The sequence below is a fragment of the Streptomyces sp. SID13666 genome (assembly GCF_010548325.1).
Classification (GTDB): Bacteria; Actinomycetota; Actinomycetes; order Streptomycetales; family Streptomycetaceae; genus Actinacidiphila; species Actinacidiphila fildesensis.
The window spans coordinates 16,841-33,684 of sequence record NZ_JAAGLX010000049.1 but is presented as its reverse complement, the minus strand read 5'-3'; the positions used below and the strand labels follow the sequence as shown (position 1 = coordinate 33,684).

Annotated in this window: 19 protein-coding genes; 13 read left to right on the top strand and 6 right to left on the bottom strand. The window is 69.9% G+C overall.

Annotated features, from left to right (window positions below; genetic code table 11):
• Positions 1-27: 27 nt before the first annotated feature.
• The 6 genes from G3I60_RS37245 (at position 28) to G3I60_RS37220 (ending at position 4,092) form a co-directional block, all read left to right on the top strand.
• Positions 28-1,398 carry an MBL fold metallo-hydrolase gene (locus G3I60_RS37245; protein ID WP_164297656.1) on the top strand — a complete coding sequence of 457 codons (1,371 nt, stop codon included), beginning with the start codon at positions 28-30 and terminating at the stop codon, positions 1,396-1,398.
• A 30-nt stretch (positions 1,399-1,428) separates the two neighbouring features.
• Positions 1,429-1,788, top strand: coding sequence for a rhodanese-like domain-containing protein (locus G3I60_RS37240; protein ID WP_164297658.1), 360 nt, complete (start codon positions 1,429-1,431; stop codon positions 1,786-1,788).
• Entirely contained in the window at positions 1,785-2,531 is a 747-nt protein-coding gene (locus G3I60_RS37235) for a sulfite exporter TauE/SafE family protein (protein WP_164297660.1), read from the top strand. The genes G3I60_RS37240 and G3I60_RS37235 overlap by 4 nt, the downstream gene beginning before the upstream one ends.
• Positions 2,532-2,639: 108 nt before the next feature.
• A complete protein-coding gene (locus G3I60_RS37230; protein ID WP_164297662.1) occupies positions 2,640-3,212 on the top strand; it encodes a rhodanese-like domain-containing protein in 573 nt (190 codons plus the stop codon).
• A gap of 65 nt (positions 3,213-3,277) precedes the next feature.
• Positions 3,278-3,544, top strand: a complete 267-nt coding sequence (locus G3I60_RS37225; protein WP_164297664.1) for a metal-sensitive transcriptional regulator — start codon at positions 3,278-3,280, stop codon at positions 3,542-3,544.
• Between the two features lie 338 nt (positions 3,545-3,882).
• Positions 3,883-4,092 carry a DUF2180 family protein gene (locus tag G3I60_RS37220; RefSeq protein WP_164297666.1) on the top strand — a complete coding sequence of 70 codons (210 nt, stop codon included), beginning with the start codon at positions 3,883-3,885 and terminating at the stop codon, positions 4,090-4,092.
• A 591-nt stretch (positions 4,093-4,683) separates the two neighbouring features.
• Here the strand turns inward: G3I60_RS37220 and G3I60_RS37215 are convergent.
• The 3 genes from G3I60_RS37215 to G3I60_RS37205 all read right to left on the bottom strand — a co-directional run bounded on the left by G3I60_RS37215 (position 4,684) and on the right by G3I60_RS37205 (position 8,063).
• Positions 4,684-5,040: a hypothetical protein gene (locus G3I60_RS37215; RefSeq protein WP_164297668.1), complete on the bottom strand. Its 357-nt coding sequence runs from the start codon at positions 5,038-5,040 to the stop codon at positions 4,684-4,686.
• Between the two features lie 32 nt (positions 5,041-5,072).
• On the bottom strand, positions 5,073-6,371 hold the full coding sequence (locus G3I60_RS37210) for an SLC13 family permease (RefSeq protein ID WP_164297669.1): 1,299 nt from the start codon (positions 6,369-6,371) through the stop codon (positions 5,073-5,075).
• A gap of 189 nt (positions 6,372-6,560) precedes the next feature.
• The gene (locus G3I60_RS37205; protein WP_164297671.1) at positions 6,561-8,063 is read right to left on the bottom strand and encodes a SulP family inorganic anion transporter; all 1,503 of its coding nucleotides are present in this window, start codon (positions 8,061-8,063) and stop codon (positions 6,561-6,563) included.
• Positions 8,064-8,466: 403 nt separating this feature from the next.
• Between G3I60_RS37205 and G3I60_RS37200 the strand changes: the two genes are divergently transcribed.
• Positions 8,467-8,880: a MerR family transcriptional regulator gene (locus G3I60_RS37200; RefSeq protein WP_343241808.1), complete on the top strand. Its 414-nt coding sequence runs from the start codon at positions 8,467-8,469 to the stop codon at positions 8,878-8,880.
• A 227-nt stretch (positions 8,881-9,107) separates the two neighbouring features.
• Positions 9,108-9,926 (top strand): hypothetical protein, encoded by an 819-nt coding sequence (locus G3I60_RS37195; protein WP_239070743.1) that lies wholly within the window; start codon positions 9,108-9,110, stop codon positions 9,924-9,926.
• A 200-nt stretch (positions 9,927-10,126) separates the two neighbouring features.
• On the opposite strand, the gene G3I60_RS37190 is transcribed toward G3I60_RS37195, so the two are convergent.
• Positions 10,127-10,552 carry a hypothetical protein gene (locus G3I60_RS37190; protein WP_239070742.1) on the bottom strand — a complete coding sequence of 142 codons (426 nt, stop codon included), beginning with the start codon at positions 10,550-10,552 and terminating at the stop codon, positions 10,127-10,129.
• Positions 10,553-10,563: 11 nt separating this feature from the next.
• Here G3I60_RS37190 and G3I60_RS37185 point away from each other — a divergent pair, with 11 nt between their 5' ends.
• The 3 genes from G3I60_RS37185 to G3I60_RS37175 all read left to right on the top strand — a co-directional run bounded on the left by G3I60_RS37185 (position 10,564) and on the right by G3I60_RS37175 (position 13,522).
• Positions 10,564-11,223 carry a hypothetical protein gene (locus G3I60_RS37185; protein WP_164297674.1) on the top strand — a complete coding sequence of 220 codons (660 nt, stop codon included), beginning with the start codon at positions 10,564-10,566 and terminating at the stop codon, positions 11,221-11,223.
• Between the two features lie 590 nt (positions 11,224-11,813).
• Entirely contained in the window at positions 11,814-13,307 is a 1,494-nt protein-coding gene (locus tag G3I60_RS37180; RefSeq protein WP_164297676.1) for an MFS transporter, read from the top strand.
• Complete coding sequence (locus G3I60_RS37175) at positions 13,304-13,522, top strand: hypothetical protein (protein ID WP_164297638.1); 219 nt, start codon at positions 13,304-13,306, stop codon at positions 13,520-13,522. The genes G3I60_RS37180 and G3I60_RS37175 overlap by 4 nt, the downstream gene beginning before the upstream one ends.
• 27 nt (positions 13,523-13,549) lie before the next feature.
• Here the strand turns inward: G3I60_RS37175 and G3I60_RS37170 are convergent, their stop codons facing one another.
• On the bottom strand, positions 13,550-14,365 hold the full coding sequence (locus G3I60_RS37170; protein WP_164297678.1) for a phosphatase PAP2 family protein: 816 nt from the start codon (positions 14,363-14,365) through the stop codon (positions 13,550-13,552).
• Complete coding sequence (lgt, locus tag G3I60_RS37165) at positions 14,362-15,216, bottom strand: prolipoprotein diacylglyceryl transferase (protein WP_164297680.1); 855 nt, start codon at positions 15,214-15,216, stop codon at positions 14,362-14,364. Before lgt ends, G3I60_RS37170 begins: the two co-directional genes overlap by 4 nt.
• A 119-nt stretch (positions 15,217-15,335) precedes the next feature.
• Here lgt and G3I60_RS37160 point away from each other — a divergent pair, with 119 nt between their 5' ends.
• The gene (locus tag G3I60_RS37160; RefSeq protein ID WP_164297681.1) at positions 15,336-15,845 is read left to right on the top strand and encodes a MarR family winged helix-turn-helix transcriptional regulator; all 510 of its coding nucleotides are present in this window, start codon (positions 15,336-15,338) and stop codon (positions 15,843-15,845) included.
• Between the two features lie 431 nt (positions 15,846-16,276).
• Positions 16,277-16,756 carry an OsmC family protein gene (locus G3I60_RS37155; RefSeq protein WP_203674821.1) on the top strand — a complete coding sequence of 160 codons (480 nt, stop codon included), beginning with the start codon at positions 16,277-16,279 and terminating at the stop codon, positions 16,754-16,756.
• Positions 16,757-16,844 lie beyond the last annotated feature (88 nt).

Here is a 16,844-nt window from a genome sequence, read left to right as displayed (position 1 = left end):
TAAATGTCGGCCGAAAGGAGCAACCAGGTGTTCTTCATCGACACCATCGAGACCGAGGGCCTCGGAAACCGCAGCTACCTGGCGGGGGGCGCGGACACCGCCGTGGTGGTCGACCCGCCCCGCGACATCGACCGGGTCCTGGCTGCGGCCGCCGCGCGAGGGGTACGGATCTCTCACGTGGTGGAGACCCACCTGCACAACGACTACGTCACAGGCGGGCTGGATCTGGCCCGCGTCACCGGCGCCACCTACCTGGTGCCCGCCGCCGCCCGCGTCGCCTTCACCCGCACGTCGGTCGCCGACGGCGACACGGTGAGCGTCGGCGGGGACATCGTCCTCCGGGCACTGGCCACTCCCGGCCATACCCCGCACCACACCTCCTACGTCCTCGAAGAGCGGGGGGCGGTGGCGGCGGTGTTCACCGGCGGGTCGCTGCTGATCGGCTCAGTGGGCCGCCCCGACCTGGTCGAGCCACGGCTGACCGAACAGCTGGCTCGCGCCCAGCACGCGTCCGCGCACCGGCTGGCCGCCGAACTCCCGGACGAGACGCCGGTGCTGCCCACCCACGGGTTCGGGAGCTTCTGCTCCTCCTCCCGGTCCGAGGGTGACGCCACCACCATCGGCAAGGAGAAGACCGGCAACGACGCCCTGGTCAAGGACGTCGACAGCTTCGTTGCCGACTTGCTGGCCGACCTGGAGGACGTGCCCGCCTATTACGCGCACATGGGCCCGGCCAACGCCGCCGGTCCCCAGCCGGTGGATCTGACCGCACCCCCGCCGGCCGACGCCGCCGGCATCTCCGCGCGTCTGGCCGCCGGGGAATGGGTGGTGGACCTGCGCAACCGGATCGCGTTCGCCGAGGGCCACGTCGCGGGATCGTTCAACTTCGAGGCGGAGGGGAAGATCGCCACCTACCTCGCCTGGATGATCCCCTGGGGCAAGTCCGTGACCCTTCTCGCCGAGTCGCCCGCCCAGCTGGCGGCCGCCCAGCGCGAACTGGTGCGCGTCGGCATCGACCGCCCGGCCGCTGCCGCCACCGGCACCCCCCGCGACTGGACACCCGACGGCCACCCCCCGCGCAGCTTCCCCCGCGCCACCTTCGCCGATCTCGCCGCCCAGGACCCCGGCCCGGACGTGGTCCTGGATGTGCGCCGGGACTCCGAACGCGCCGAGGGCTGGATCGCAGGCTCCGTGCACATCCCCATCCACCACCTGCATCAGCGCCTGACCGACGTACCGGCCGGGACGGTGTGGGTGCACTGCGCCGGCGGGATGCGCGCGGGCATCGCCGCTTCCCTGCTGGACGCCGCCGGACGCGACGTCGTCGCCATCGACGACTCCTTCGGCGCCGCGACCGACGCCGGCTTGCCCCTCACCACCAGCGCATCCGTCCACTGAGCCGACCCTCTGAGATTGGAAGGAAGACGGATGTTCCTCTTCCGCCGCGGCACCGCCCGCGTCACCCCCGACCAGGCCCGACTGCGCACCACCGACGGTGACGCGGTCCTTCTCGACGTGCGCGAGCGCGTCGAGTGGAACGCCGGTCACGCTCCCGGCGCCGTGCACGTACCGCTCTCCCGGCTCGTCACCGGCGCCGGCCTGCCCGCCACCGCCGAGGGCCGGCCGCTGGTGGTGATCTGCCGTTCCGGACACCGCTCCCAACAGGCCGCCAAACTCCTGACCGGACGTGGCGCCGAGGCCGTTGACGTCGAGGGCGGTATGAACGCCTGGGCTTCGGCCGGACTGCCGGTCGTCGACGAACGCGGAAGCAGCGGCCGGATAGCGTGAGTGCCCTCCTCCTCGCTCTCATCGCCGGGGCCGTCGTCGGGCTGGCCCTCGGTGCGCTCGGCGGCGGCGGCAGCGTCCTGGCCGTCCCCGCCCTGATCTACCTCCTGGACTTCACCCCGGCCGCCGCCACCACCGCATCGCTGATCATCGTCACCGCCACCTCCGCCACCGCGCTGTACACCCATGCGACCTCGAGCAACGTCCGCTGGAAGACCGGCGCGCTGTTCGCAGCCGCAGGGATCCCGCCGGCGATCGCCGCGGCGACCCTCGCCGCACGCCTGCCCGAGGCGGCCCTGACCGCCGCGTTCGCCGGGATAGCGGCCCTCGCGGCCCTCAGGATGCTCAAGCCCCCCGACCCCGACCCGAGGCCCAGGACCGTCCGACCGGCGCGGGCCGCCGGCGCGGGCGCCGGACTGGGCGCGGTCACCGGCTTCCTCGGCGTGGGCGGCGGCTTCCTCGCCGTCCCCGCCCTCGTCTCCGTCCTCGGACTGCGCATGCGCGCCGCGGTGGGCACCAGCCTCCTGGTCATCACCGTCAACTCCCTCGCCGCGCTCGCCGCCCGCGCCGGTACCGACACGCCCCTGCGCTGGGCGGTCATCGCCCCCTTCGCCGGCGCCGCGATCCTCGGAGCCTGGGACGGCAAACGCCTCGCCGCCAAAATCTCCGGCCCCACCCTGCAGCGCATCTTCGCGATCGTGCTCCTGGCCGTCGCCGCCCTCATGCTCACCGACGCCATCCACTGAACAAATCGCAGCGCGACGCACCTCGAGCACGATCCGATAGATACCCCCTAGGGGTAACATAGCATCCATAATCGGGTACTTCCGACAACAAGGACGGAGCGCAGCATCATGACCAACCCCCGCGCCCTCGACACCGACCAGGCCCGCACCCGCCTGCACGAACTGATCGTCCTGGACGTCCGCACCCCCGGCGAATACGCCACCGGCCACCTGCCCGACGCCCTCAACATCCCCCTCGACCACTTGGACCGGGCTCTGCCCGACATCCGCCAGGCCGCCCGTCGCGGCGACATCCTCGTCGTCTGCGCCTCCGGCGCCCGCTCCGAAAACGCCTGCCACACCCTGGCCTCTCACGGCATCAGCACCGCCACCCTCACCGGCGGCACCGGCGCCTGGGCTGCGGACGGCCACATCCTCCACCACCCCGACGACCCCCGACGCACCGCATGGAGCATGGAACGCCAGGTCCGCTTCACCGCCGGCGCCGTCGTCCTCACCGGCCTCGCCCTCGGCCGCCTGCGCCCCGCCTTCCGCCTCGCCTCCGCGGGCATCGCCAGCGGCCTCGTCTTCTCCGCCCTCACCAACACCTGCGGCATGGCCGCCCTTCTGGCCAAACTCCCCCACAACCGTCCCCACCAGGGCGACCTCGACGCCACCCTCGCCTCCCTCCGCGACCGCTGACCCATCCGGGTCCGATACCCCCTGGGGTACCATGAAGCGAGAGCGCACAAGACCAGGAGGCACCGGTGAAAGTCGACGACGACGCGGTCAACGCAGTCCTCAACCGCCTGCGCCGCGCCCAGGGGCAACTCGCCGGCGTCATCGCCATGATCGAAGCCGGCCGCGACTGCAAAGACGTCGTCACCCAACTCGCCGCCGTCTCCAAGGCCCTTGACCGCGCAGGCTTCAAAATCGTCGCCAGCGGCATGCGCCAGTGCATGACCAACACCGACGGGAACCAGCCCCCCATGACCGAGGAAGAACTCGAAAAGCTCTTCCTCGCCCTCGCCTAACCGCACCACTCCGCGCGGCCCGACCGTCAGGTCCCGGGCGACATGATGCAGCAGCTGCGTGGCGCGCAGAATCAGCAGCGCCGCGGCGACATGACCGACCTCGAACATCGCCACAGGCACCAGCTCTCTTCCGGCTCGGCCAGACCGGCCAGCATCACGCGCCAGGCAACGTCGCGCAGGAAGGCGTCGCCGTCGGCCGTGGAGTCGAATCAGGTTTCCAGGCCCAGGCCGCGAGCAAGGTCGGCCTCATCCTGCAGCAGCCCACCAGCCGCAGATCCACGTCGCGCGGGCGTCGCTTTCGCATGCGCTCACGCGCCCTACGAGAACGGACGTCAGCCATGAACTGCTACGACTGCAACAAGCTCACCGACCGCGTCACCCCCGCGGTAGCGGTCTGCCCCACCTGCGGTGCGGGCGTGTGCGGCGAACACGCGAACACGGTACCCAACCAACTGCACCGACCCATGGGCATGGGACTCGCCACCCTGCCGCGCGCTACTCGACGCATCCTCTGCACGACATGCATCTCGGCCGAACGCAGCGCCTAGCACGGGAGGCCAGCTCCTTCGAGATTCCCAGACGCACCAACGCCTGGACGCTCAGGCCAATACCGCACCCAGCGCCGATGTTCGGCGATACAGACCTTCTTTCGCGGACAGGGTTGCGATGCGCACTGGCAACTGCCTCACCGAGGCGATCGCGCAGCAGATTGCCGACATGCTGCTGGGCGAAGTCGGCGCGGCCTGAACCTTTAGTACCGGGAGGGCTGTTCGGAGGAATGTCGGCGATCGAGCACGCATCGGGATCCACCGCACGCTGGCCTTGATCACGGGCGAGGAGTGGTCGGCGGCGGTGGACCTCGATCATCGGGGATGTCCGGCGACGGCAGGTCAGCCGGTGACTCCGTCAGTGCTGATGACGTGGGCATCGGGGTCGCGGAGGTGGAACTCGCAGAATCCGTTGCGGTCGGGGACGGGCCCTTGGTGATCTTTACCTGCTGTCGGAAGGACAGCGGGCGTCGACATGGTCCACAGTCAGGCAGAGCATTCCATTGAAGCCGCGTGTGTGCCCAGCAGGCCCAGCGTGGAACGACTCCCGCGGAAGCCGACACAGCCAGCCCAATGGCGCAAAGACAAATCTCAGACGGAGGTGTCGTTGTAGGTCAGGATGCGGTCGAAGCCGAGGCGGTGCAAAGCTCTACGGTGTTCTGGGTGGGCGCGGTGGATGGTGAGGGAGGTGCCGGGAGCCAGGGCGTTGATGAGGGGTACGAACAGCAGCGCGGGTTCAGCCAGAAGGCCGACGTCGCCGAGGTCGAGATGGATTTCGATGGGGCCCCCTGCAGCATGCCCGGCCAGCAGGTACCCGATCCGATCGGTCTGTTGGCGGTTGATCCGGCCGTGAAGGCTGACCACGAGCTGAGCGGGGTCGTTGCGGTGGATGTGGACGAGGCGGCGCGGGGTACGGTCCCGCCAAGCTCGAAAGACGTTGAGCGGCACGCGGATCTGTTCCGTTCCCGGTGATGTGAAGGTCAGGTCAGGGCGAAGTAGCGCACCCATATGTAGGCAGCGCTGACCGTGATAGTGACGGCGGCGACCGGGGCGCCGTAGCGGGTGAACGTCCAGAAGCTGATGGGGGTCTTGTTGCGTTCCGCGATGCCCAGGACCACGACGTTCGCGGAGGCACCGATGGCCGTGGCGTTGCCACCGAGGTCCGCGCCAGCGGCCAGCGCCCACCACAGCACCTGCCCGTGACCGGGGCCGATGGTGGTGGCCAGGCTCGCGGTGATCGGGGCCATGGTGGCGACGTAAGGGATGTTGTCGACGACGCCGGACAGCACCGCCGATCCCCCGAGCAACAACATCGCCGCACCGAGGGCATTGCCGCCGGTGGCGTCGGCCAGCGCGGTGGACACAGTGGTGATGACGCCGGTCTGGATGAGCGCGCCGACCATGACGAACAGGCCGGCGAAGAACGCCAGGGTGGGCCACTCCACCTCCCGCAGCACCTCTTCGGTGCTGACCGGGGTGAGAGCGATCAGCAGCCCTGCCCCCAGCAGGGCCACGACGCTGGGTTCGTAGTGCAGAACCGGATGGAGGATGAATCCGGCGACCACGGCCGCGAGCACGACCAGGCCCTGGAGCAGCAGCCGCCGGTCGCGGATCGCATCGCGCTCGTTCATCGCCAGCACTGCGGTGGCGCGTTCCTCGTCGTGGACGAACGCTGAGCGGAACATGATCCGGGACATGAGGACCAGCACCCCGGTCAGGATCACGGCCAGTGGTCCGAGGTGGGTGGCGAAGTCGTTGAAGGTGAGGTCCGCGCGGGTGCCGATGATGATGTTCGGCGGGTCGCCGACGAGTGTCGCTATCCCGCCGATGTTGGAAGCCAGCACCTCGGCGATCAGGAACGGGGCCACCGGCAGTGCCAGACGCTCGCACACCACCAAGGTGACCGGTGCGACCAGCAGCACGGTCGTGACGTTGTCCAGCAGTGCGGACGCCCCGGCGGTGATCACTATCAGCATGACCAAGACCCGAAAGGGGCGTGCACGGGCGCGTTTGACCGCCCAGATCGCCAGGAACTCGAACAGTCCGGTGCGGCGCAGTACCGCGACGATCATCATCATGCCCAGGAGCAGGAAGATGACGTTCCAGTCGATACCTGAGGTGGTGGAGAAGAACGCCGCGTCGGCGTCCGTGGCCCGCAGGGCCATCATCACCGCCGCCCCGCCCAGCGCGGCTGCTACCCGGTGCACCCACTCGGTGATGATCAGCACGTATGCGCCGGCGAAGACCGTCAGAGCCGCCCAGGCGTGCCAGTTGCTCATCGCGCCGCCTGCCGCAAGCAGCCGGCGGGGGCGGGATGGATTCGGGTCACGGGGTGCCTCTCGAGCGCCTGGCGGTGGGATCGCCAAAGCGATCGCCGACCAGACTTCCCGGCACACCAGCGCGTACTTTACGGGTTCTTAACGCCGCCCGTCATGACCTGGGGTTTCAAAGGGACGTGTCGGAGCGGGTCAGTGGCTGCTGAGTTCGCCGGTGAGCTTGCCGTGGAGGTCTGCGCTGGAGTCGTTCAGGCCGATGATCTCCACCGCCTTGCCGCGCTGGGTGTACTTGGTCTCGATGGCGTCCAGGGCGGCCACCGAGGAGGCGTCCCAGATGTGCGCGGCGGACAGGTCGATGACGACCTTGTCGGGGTCGGTGGCGTAGTGGAACTGGCCGACGAGGTCGTTGGAGGAGGCGAAGAACAGCTCACCGGTCACGGAGTACACCACCGTGCTGCTGGCGAGGTCGGTGACAGAGGTGACGTTCGCGAGGTGGGCGACGCGTTTGGCGAAGATGACCATGGCGGTGATGGAGCCGACGACGACGCCGATGGCGAGGTTGGACGTGGCGACCACGCAGATCACGGTGATGACCGTGACGGTGATCTCACCGGCAGGCATGCGCCGAAGCGTCTTGGGGGCGATGGAGTGCCAGTCGAACGTCGCGAAGGACACCATCACCATCACGGCGACCAGGGCGGCCATCGGGATGTCGGAGACGACCGGGCCGAAGACCATGCACAGCACCATCAAGAACGCGCCCGCGAGGAACGTGGACAGGCGGGTGCGCGCGCCGGAGACCTTCACGTTGATCATCGTCTGGCCGATCATCGCGCAGCCGCCCATCCCGCCGAAGAAGCCGGTGACGATGTTGGCGATGCCCTGGCCGATAGACTCCCGCGTCTTGGAGGAGTGGGTGTCGGTGATCTCGTCGACCAGCTTGGCCGTCATCAAGGACTCCATCAGGCCGACCAGCGCCATCGCCAGCGCGTAGGGGGCGATGGTCGTCAAGGTGTCCATCGTGAACGGCACATCCGGCAGCCCCGGCACCGGCAGTGAGGAGGGCAGGGCGCCCTTGTCACCGACCGTCGGCACCGCGATCCCGGCCGCGATGGTGATCACGGTCAGGATGACGATGGAGACCAGCGGCGCCGGGATCACGGTGGTGACCTTCGGGAAGAACACCATCAGGGCCAGCCCGGCCGCGATCAGCGGGTAAACCGGCCACGGCACATCGTGCATCTCGGGAACCTGGGCCATGAAGATCAGGATCGCGAGGGCGTTGACGAAGCCGACCATGACCGAGCGCGGCACGAACCGCATCAGCTTCGCCACGCCCAGCGCCCCGAGCACGATCTGGATGACGCCGGCCAGGATGACGGCCGCGACCAGGTAGCCGAAGCCGTGTTCCCGGTTGAGGGGCGCGATCACGAGCGCGACGGCACCCGTGGCGGCGGAGATCATCGCGCGGCGTCCGCCGACGACGGAAATGGTCACGGCCATGGTGAACGAGGCGAACAGACCGATCGCCGGGTCCACTCCGGCGATGATCGAGAACGAGATCGCTTCGGGGATCAGCGCGAGCGCGACGACCAGGCCGGCCAACACCTCGGTGCGCCAGACCTTCGGATTGTTCAGCCAGTCCGGGAGCAGGCCGCGCAGCCGCGCGGCAGGAGTCACTGCGGGAGAAGACAAGAGAACAGGAACCTGTCGTGCTCGGGCACACCGCGCCGGCAGGCCGGCGGGGTGCGGGAAGGCGCGGAATGCCGGGGCCGGCACCCCACGATCGACCCGCTCGGCGGGCCGGACGTCTGGGACGGAGCATCGGGGCACGGAAGCGCGACCGCGGCTCCCATCAGCGACGAAGCATCACGGCGGGCAGGCGGCGGGCACCATGGACACGCGCACGCTCATCTCCTGCAAGGCTCGGCATCTTCGCCGGGGGCAGCATCGGCCCCGGCATGGCAGCGGCATCAGAACAGCACCGGGCCGCCCCATATCCTCGGCAACTCTACCCTAACGTTAGAGTAGGGAAGGAGTGAGGCCGCACGACCGGGCGCGAGGCCGCTCTGGGAAGAGAAGGGCGAGGACCACGGACGTGGACAGCGGGCACATGCAGATCGGCGAGGTCGCCGCGCGGACCGAACTGTCCCTGCGCACCATCCGGCACTACGAGGAGACGGGCCTCGTCACCCCGTCCGCCCGCTCCCAAGGCGGATTCCGCCTCTACACCGAGGCCGACGTGCAGCGGCTGATGGTCGTCCGCCGCATGAAGCCCCTCGGCTTCGCCCTCGACCAGATGCGCGAGCTGCTCGACGCCACCGACCGCCTCGACAGCGACGACCCCCTCAAGCCCGACGAACGCGAAGACCTGCTGAGCCGCGTGCGCGAGTACGAGCAGGCCGCCACCGAGCAGGTCGACAAGCTCCGCATCCAACTGGCCCGCGCCGAGGACTTCGCCGCCACCCTGGGCGCCCGCCTGGAGCAGAACGGTCGGGCTGCCCGCCCCTGAAATCGGCGGAACCATTCCCGAGCCGGCCGGCCCGCCACCTACCTAGCCGTAGCTCGACGAGCCCGAGTGGGCTCCCGTGACCGACCACAGCCCGATCGACGAAGCAACCTCCGCACTTCCTGCCGGGGAGCTACACCCGTGCGAGAATGCGGCCCTAACGTGAAACGTGTGTTGGCTCACGGTGCGATACGAGCGCCGTTGGAACGGGGGTAGCCATGGGGCTGGCCATGTGCCCTGTGTGCAGCGACGACGAGGACATCGAGTTGGTCCGCACCCTCGAGGGCGGGCGTTGGCTCGTCAAGCACAGGTGTGGCTGCGAATGGGAGCACGGGGAGCCGGCCGATCCGAAGAAGCGGCCGCCCTCCTCCTTCAACGCCCTCAAGGCCCGTTTTCCGAAAGCCGAGGACGTCGAGCCTAAGAGGCTGGAACGCGCGGCCCGGCTCAAGGCGCAGTACCTCGTCACCAGGCCGGGCTTCGACCCCGAGGTAGCGGCCTACTGGAAGAAGTACCAGGGGATCTTCTCTCGCGATGGGTTGTGGACGTGCGACCCGAGAGCCCTCAAGGACTTCGCCAACTCCGACGTCGGAGCCCACCCCGGCAACCAGGCCATGTTCAACGCCGCATGGAACGCCATGGGCGACACAGCGGCCGCAAAGTCGACCCGCCAAACGATCGAATACCTCCTGCGCGGGCCCGACGATGTACGGCGCGAGGACCGGCTGCAACAGCTCCTGAACGGCACCAAGCCGTTCGCCATGACCGGCTTCAAGGAAGCCCTCCTCACGAGAGTTCTCTGCGTGGTAGAGCCCGAGCGGTTCCTGTCGATCCTCAAGTACACGACGGAGGCGGGGGGCAAGCGCGAGATCGCGCGGATGATCTACGGCCTGGAACTGCCAGCACCCGAGTCGGTGAACTGGACCCGCGGGCGACTCATCCTCTGGAGCAACGACCTCCTGCACACACTCGTCGGCGAGGGATTCGCCAACCAGCAGCACTCCGCCGCGTTTCTGTGGTGGGCCAAGGACCAACCCGACGAACTTCAGTAAGCAGCAGCCGACGGATCGTCCGTGCGCGGCGCTCTGCCAGGTTCGGTGGTTGGGCCTGGTGGCAACGCCGAGCCCGGTGACCTGGGCCTTCTCGCTGCGGAGGCGCGCGATGGCCTCGTGGATCCGCTTGAGGGCGGCCTCGGTCTTTCGGTGGCGGTCTTCCTGCGATGTCTCGTTCGGGGTCGACGTCGGCTGTGCACCTAGCGCTGTACTCGCTGTACTGGTGGAAAGGGCAGGTGCCGCCGTAGACGACGGGCTGGAAGGTGCAGGACCCGCCCTCGGCGGTTGCTGCGGCGGGACAGGTCGACAGCCGCGGCCTTTGCCTGTGCGCGGGTGAGTGGCGTGGTGTCACTGGTGATGCGTTCGCCAGGGTGGGTGGTGCCGGGTCCGGCGACCCACCCCTGCTGGAGGACTGTCTCCAGGTCGGTACTGGTCAGGTCGACGTAATGTTCGGCCATGCGGTCGGAGATCTGGCCGAGGTAGCGGCGGATGTGAATCAGGGACGCGCCCTGCCACAGCACCCGGGTGGCCAGCGTGTGCCGGGCCTGGTGAGCGACGTAGTGACCGCCGAGGTCGAGGTCGGCGGGCCAGTTTCGGAAGCCGGTGTGGAACCTGGGGTAGGACAAACTCGCTTGGCGTGGCGTACCGCTCGATCGGCACGACTATGCGCCTGGAAGTTGGCAGCTCGTCCGCCAAGGGGAGAACCGATCAATACCTGCGCCGACAGGGGCTGGAGTCAGACGCTTCAGTCGAATGCGATGGAGCGCAGGCGTTTGGCCTCGACGTGGTCGCAAGCCTGCTCGCGCATCCGGGCCAGTCCGCAGTAGGCAGTGGGGTCTCCTGCATCGGCGGACAGACGGGCGAGACGTTCAGCCTCGGCATGGTCGCCAGCCTTCGCACGTATCCGGGCCAAGTCGCGGTAGGCCCTGTGGTCTCCGGCGTCGGCGGCTCGGTGGGCGAGGCGTTCGGCCGCCTTGTAGCGGAGCCTTCGGCCCGCTGCGTCGCTGAGCCGGGTGAGATGGTCGGCATCGATGGCGTGTGCGGCTGCGGCTGTCCAGAAAGCGAGGGGTGGGCAGAATCGTCGCCGGGTAGCTCGGCCGTGGGCGTTGAGACAGTCGGTCAGGCGAGAAATGCCGGGCTGGGCCCCCATGCCGCCGGGTCCTGCGATGGGTTCCAGGTCCGACGCAACACGGTGGACGGCCGTGCGCGCCTCGTTTATGGCGCTGACGAACCAGCGATCGGGATCAGCGGCGACGCGCTGCTGGTCTGTGAGGTATCCCGGTGCCGCCGCACGTAAGAAATCGTCGGGCAGCGGCGCGTCCCAGCCCAGGCCAGAACTACGAGAACGGAGTCGCTGCGGTCCAGGCGGCGCCGTGGACACGAGGATCCGGAACCTGGTGTCGGCCGTCTTCCGGCGCGGGCGCTGGAGGGGCCGATGAACTGCTCGTCGGAGCCGGCGCACGGCTCGCCCCACGCGAACCCTCGCCCCGCTGAACTTCACCGCCCTCGGCATCGCCGTCGAGCGCGCAGCTGATCTTCGACCGCGCCCGGACACCGGACCGCTCGTCGGCCGAGTCCACCAATTCCCCCAAAGAACCTTCCCCAAAGCAAGATCGAGAACGGCTCGCGTGAACGGCCCCGGACTGCCGATTCACTGTCACGACTTGTCCTCACTCAAAAGTGGAACTGGGGATGAGTCCGATGCCCGTGGCGAGGGCGGAGGCCGCCGGGCGCGCTCCATCGTCGCCTTCTCCGCTGGGGCGGTCCGGGTCGGCCATCCGACGTTCCCGCCCAGTCCACTGGCCGGATACAGAATAGTTCTGTGACCGATGTAATCTGGGGCCGTACGAGCATCCCCGCGAACAGGAAGTAGACGTGATCGGCCGTATGAGCTCAGCCTCGGTACGTTTGCGGTCCTGGTCGGCGGTCCTGGTCCGGGAGCGGGCGCGGCCGGAGCGGGTCCGCAACCGGCCGGGCGGCTGGTGGCTGGCGGTGGCCACGGTATGTTTCGGCGCCTTCATGGGGCAGCTGGACGCCAGCATCGTCACGCTGACCTACGGCAGCCTGCGTCAGGAGTTCGGCGCGTCTCTGGCGGCGGTGGAGTGGGTCTCGCTGGCTTATCTGCTGACACTGGTGGCGCTGCTGATACCGGTGGGACGGCTTTCGGACGCGCACGGTCGCAAACTGGTCTACCTCTACGGATTCGTGGTGTTCACCGCTGCCTCAGCCGCGTGCGGGCTTGCCCCGTCGCTGGGCGCGCTGGTCGGCTTCCGGGTGGTGCAGGCCGCCGGTGCCGCGATGATGCAGGCCAACAGTGTCGCACTGGTGGCCACCAGTGCGCCGCGCGAGAAGATGCGTAGCGCGCTGGGGGTGCAGGCCGCTGCCCAGGCGCTCGGGCTGGCGTTGGGGCCGACCGTCGGCGGGGCGCTGGTGGCCACGCTCGGCTGGCGCTGGGTGTTCGGCATCAACGTGCCGATCGGGGTGGTCGCGCTGATCGCGGGGCACTACCTGCTGCCGCGCACCCGCGGCTGTAGCGGGCCCGCCCGGTTCGATTGGCCGGGCCTGGCCTGGCTGGCCACCGCGACCACCAGCCTGCTGCTGGGTGTGTCCGCGGCTTCCGGGCTGCCGGTGCCCGGCTGGGCCGTCGCCGCGCTGTTCACCGTGGCTGCCGTGGCAGGCTTCGCGTTTGTCGTGCGGCAGCGGCGCGCGGCCGCACCGCTGCTCGACCTGACCCTGCTGCGAGGGCGGGCCGTCTCATCGGGCCTAGTGGGGGCGCTGTGCGGCTATCTGGTGTTGTTCGGGCCGCTGGTCCTGGTGCCCACGGTGCTGACCGGCGCCGGCACCTCCGCGTTGACGGCGGGCCTGGTCCTCACCGCCCTGCCCGCCGGGTTCGCTCTCGCGGCGACCGGCGCCGACCGGCTGCTGCCGCGCACCCTGAGCGATCGGGCCCGGTGCGTGGTGGGGGCATCGGTGTGCGCAGGCGCGCTGGCCGTGATGCTTCTGCTCCCGCTCACCGAGGGCCGGCTGGTGCTGGTCCTGGTTGTGCTCGGGCTGGGTCTTGGCACGTTCACTCCGGCCAACAACACGCTGATCATGGGCGCCATGCCAGCCGGCTCGTCGGGCACCGGCGGCGGCCTGGTGAACATGGCACGGGGTCTGGGGACCGCGCTGGGCGTGGCACTTGTGGCCCTCGCCCTGCACCTCGCCCCGCCCGGCGGGTGGATGGGCGGCCCGCGCTGGGCGGTGCTCGTCCTGCTGGCCGCCGCAGCTCTCACGTTGCTCGCCGCCCTGCTCGGCCCCCGCAGAGACCACGACGACGCACGGGGGCACGGTGGCCGCTCCCTCGCACATTCCCACGGGACTCGGGCGGGACGCCGGTGAGCCGCGATACGAAGCACCCCATCGGGGCCGAACCGGCCGCAGGACGCTGGGTGCGCGATGGGTGGGTGGCGGCCGCCGACCTGTTGATGACTGTCTGCGCGCTGACGGGCGCGCTCGCTCTCCACGCCCGGGGCCTGGCGGCGCTGGCGGGCCTGTGGGCGGTACTGACCCTGCGGCAGGGTTGGCTGGCTGTGCGGGCCCGTCGATCGCGGTAACGGATCGCGCTCCGAGCGCCCTGCGCGTCATCCGGGTCGGACGGTCATTCGTGCGCCGGGGCCGGGGTAGGCGGGGCGCCCGGTGAGCAGGCGCTGGACGAGGAAGCCGAGCGCGAGGGTGGCGGCTCCGGCGACGGCGTCGGTGACGAAGTGATTGGCGGTCGCGAGAATGACGGTGAAGGTCGCCAGCGGGTAGAGGATGCCGAGGAGCTTGACCCAGGTGCGGCGGGCCAGGAAGGCCAGGGCCAGTCCGGCCCAGGCGGACCAGACGATGTGGACCGAGGGCATCGCGGCGTACTGGTTGGACAGCGACGCCACGTCCCCCGACGCCCACGAGCCCCAGGTGTGGTGGGTGACCACGGTGTCGATGAAGCCCTGCCCGGCCAGGAAGCGCGGCGGGGCCAAGGCGCAGAAGGTGAACCCGGCCAGCGCGAGCAGTGTCGCGGCGTACAGGGCGGTGCGCGCGGAGCGGTAGTGGGCGCGGTGGCTGGCATAGAGCCAGACCAGCACACCGATGGTGACGATGAAGTGCAGTGTGGCGTAGTAGTAGTTCATCGCCACGATCAGCCAGGTCACCTTGTCGGCAGCGTGGTTGACGGCCAGCTCGATGTTCAGGTGCAGGAAGCGTTCGGTGTCCCAGATCGCCTGCGCGCGGTGCAGGGCCGCCTCGCGGTGCGCGGGTACCGCGTTGCGGGTCAGGGAGTACGCCCAGTAAGCGATGCCGGTGAAGGCCAGTTCCACCCACAGCCGGGGCCGGTCCAGCGGGCGCAGCCGCGCCGGGAGCAGCGGACCGATCCGCCGGGCGGGGCGCGCGCCGGTGGTGGTGGTCGCGGTGACGGTCATCGTTGCCCCTTCTCCGGCCGGTCGGCGGTGGCCGCCGTCGCCGGCAGATCATCACCGGACGGCTTGGGGCGGGTCGCGTACAGGTAGATCAGCGCGCCGGCGAACAGGGCGGCGGAGACCCAGTCGTTCAGCCGCAGGCCCAGGAAGTGATTGGCGGGATCGACGCGCAGCGCCTCGATCCAGGCCCGGCCGGCGGTGTAGGCGAGGACGTAGCAGGCGAACAGCCGGCCGCGGCGCAGCGCGTACCGCTGGTCGAGCCACAGCAGCAGCGCCATCACGCCCAGGTCCCACAGCGACTCGTACAAGAACGTGGGGTGGTAGAAGGCGGCGGTTGGGCTGTCCACGGGCCGGTGGGCCGGGTCGATCAGCAGCTTCCAGGGCGGGCTGGTCGGGCCGCCGAAGAGCTCCTGGTTGAAGTAGTTGCCCCACCGCCCCATCGCCTGCGCCAGCACCAGGCCGGGGGCGGCGGCGTCCGCGAAGTCCGCCAACTTGATGCCGCGCCGGCGACAACCCAGCCACGCCCCGACCGCGCCGAGGGCCACCGCGCCGGGAATGCCGAGCCCGCCGTCCCAGATGTACAGCGCATGGATGGGCTGTTTCCCGGCGGCGAAGTACAGCTCCGGATCGGTGATCACGTGGTACAGCCGGCCGCCGAGCAGGCCGAAGGGCACCGCCCATACCGCGATATCGGCGATGTCCTCCCGGTTGCCGCCGCGCGCCGCCCAGCGCCGCCCGGTCAGCCACACCGCGACGAAGATCCCGGCGATGATGCACAGCGCGTACGCGCGGATCGGAACCGGCCCCAGGTGCCACACTCCCTGAGAGGGGCTCGGCAGATACGCCAGCGTCATCAGGGGATCGCTTTCGCCGTAAGGTCCGGACTGCTTCCGGAAGGACCCGCACGACACTACATCGGACACCGAACCTTTCTGACACAGGACCGATTCCCCCGCCCCGCTACCCTGACCCCATGCCGCCGCAGCCCCGCACCCCATCCCCCGCAACCGCTCCCGCTCCCGCTCCCGCCCCCGGCGGCGGTGTGCCGGACGCCCGCCTGCTCACCGAGGCCGTCACCCGGCTGCGCCGGGCACTGCGCGCCTCGATCCGCACCGACTACCCCTGGGAAACCCTCCCCATGGCCCAGGTCGAACTCCTCCAGGTCCTCGCCGAGCACTCCCCGGCCCGTGTCAGCGACCTGGCCGCCCGGCAGCGGCTGGCCACCAGCACCGTCTCCGGCCTCATCGGGCAGATGATCACCACAGGGCTCGTCGCCCGGGACGTCGATCCCGCCGACCGCCGCGCCTCCGTCGTCACCCTCACCGACGCCGGCCACGCCCAGCTCACCGCATGGGCCGACGCCCACGAACGGCGCCTGGACACCGCGCTCGCCGCCCTGGACGACACCGACCGCGCCGCCGTACGAGCGGCCCTGCCCGCCCTGTACCGCCTCGCCGAACACCTCGACGACACCGACACCTGAGCCGCCCGCACGGCCTGGAAGTCCGCGGCTCCGCCGGGGGGAGTCGGCCGGCGCGGTGGAGATCCCCTGATGACGCCAGATTCGATGATGGCGCCGACCATGGTGAAGAGCCCGGCGTTGAAGGCCGGAGGTGTGCGGAACTCGCTGAGGATCGGGCGTCGCCCCGGTTGTCCCCCGCAGTGGCAACCGGGCCCCACCGTCCCTCCGCGTGGTGCTCCCCTGGGCCGAACGGCCCTGTACGGGGACGGGCATGCGGGGGAGGCTGGAGGGGTGCCCGCACTGGGTACGCCCGGGTGCCTTCCGACGGCGGACGCGGTGAGGGGTTGGCTGCCGTCCAGGAGCCGGAGGAGCTGGCCGTGATCATCGGGTCCGGTTGTTCGCCGGGGCAATCCTGGCAGGCGGATGGTTCCTGGCGCGAGAAGGGGTGGATCATGAAGTCGATCGACACGGGTGCACCTGACGGGCAGGCCACGAGTCACCTTCCCGGCGCCGAAGGCGAGCGCGGGGATGTCCTGCCCGCAGGGCGGATCACGGTCACGCATGCAGGGGGCGACTCCTACCGCATCGCCGTGCGCGGACATCATCTGGTCGTGGACCAGCCCCTCGCCGACGGTGGGGGCGATGTGGGGCCGACGCCCACCGAGCTCTTCGCCGCGTCGCTCGCCTCCTGCGTCGCGTACTACGCGGGACGCTATCTGGTGCGGCACCGCGTCGACCCTCAGGACCTGCGGGTGGATGCGCAGTTCGACATGGCGGCCGATCGACCCGCGCGGGTCGGGGCCCTGCGACTCAGCATTGTCGTACCCGAGGGGCTGGAGCCCGCCAAGTACGAGGCCCTGCTCGCGGTGGCCTCGCACTGCACCATCCACAACACGGGGCTTGAGGAACATCCATGTCAGATCGTGCGCTAAGCCCGCGTCGGCCCTGGTGGGCGGCCGACGGTGCGTCGTGTCGGCGAGGTTGTGAAGTCTTCCCACAGATAACACCCCAATATCTGCG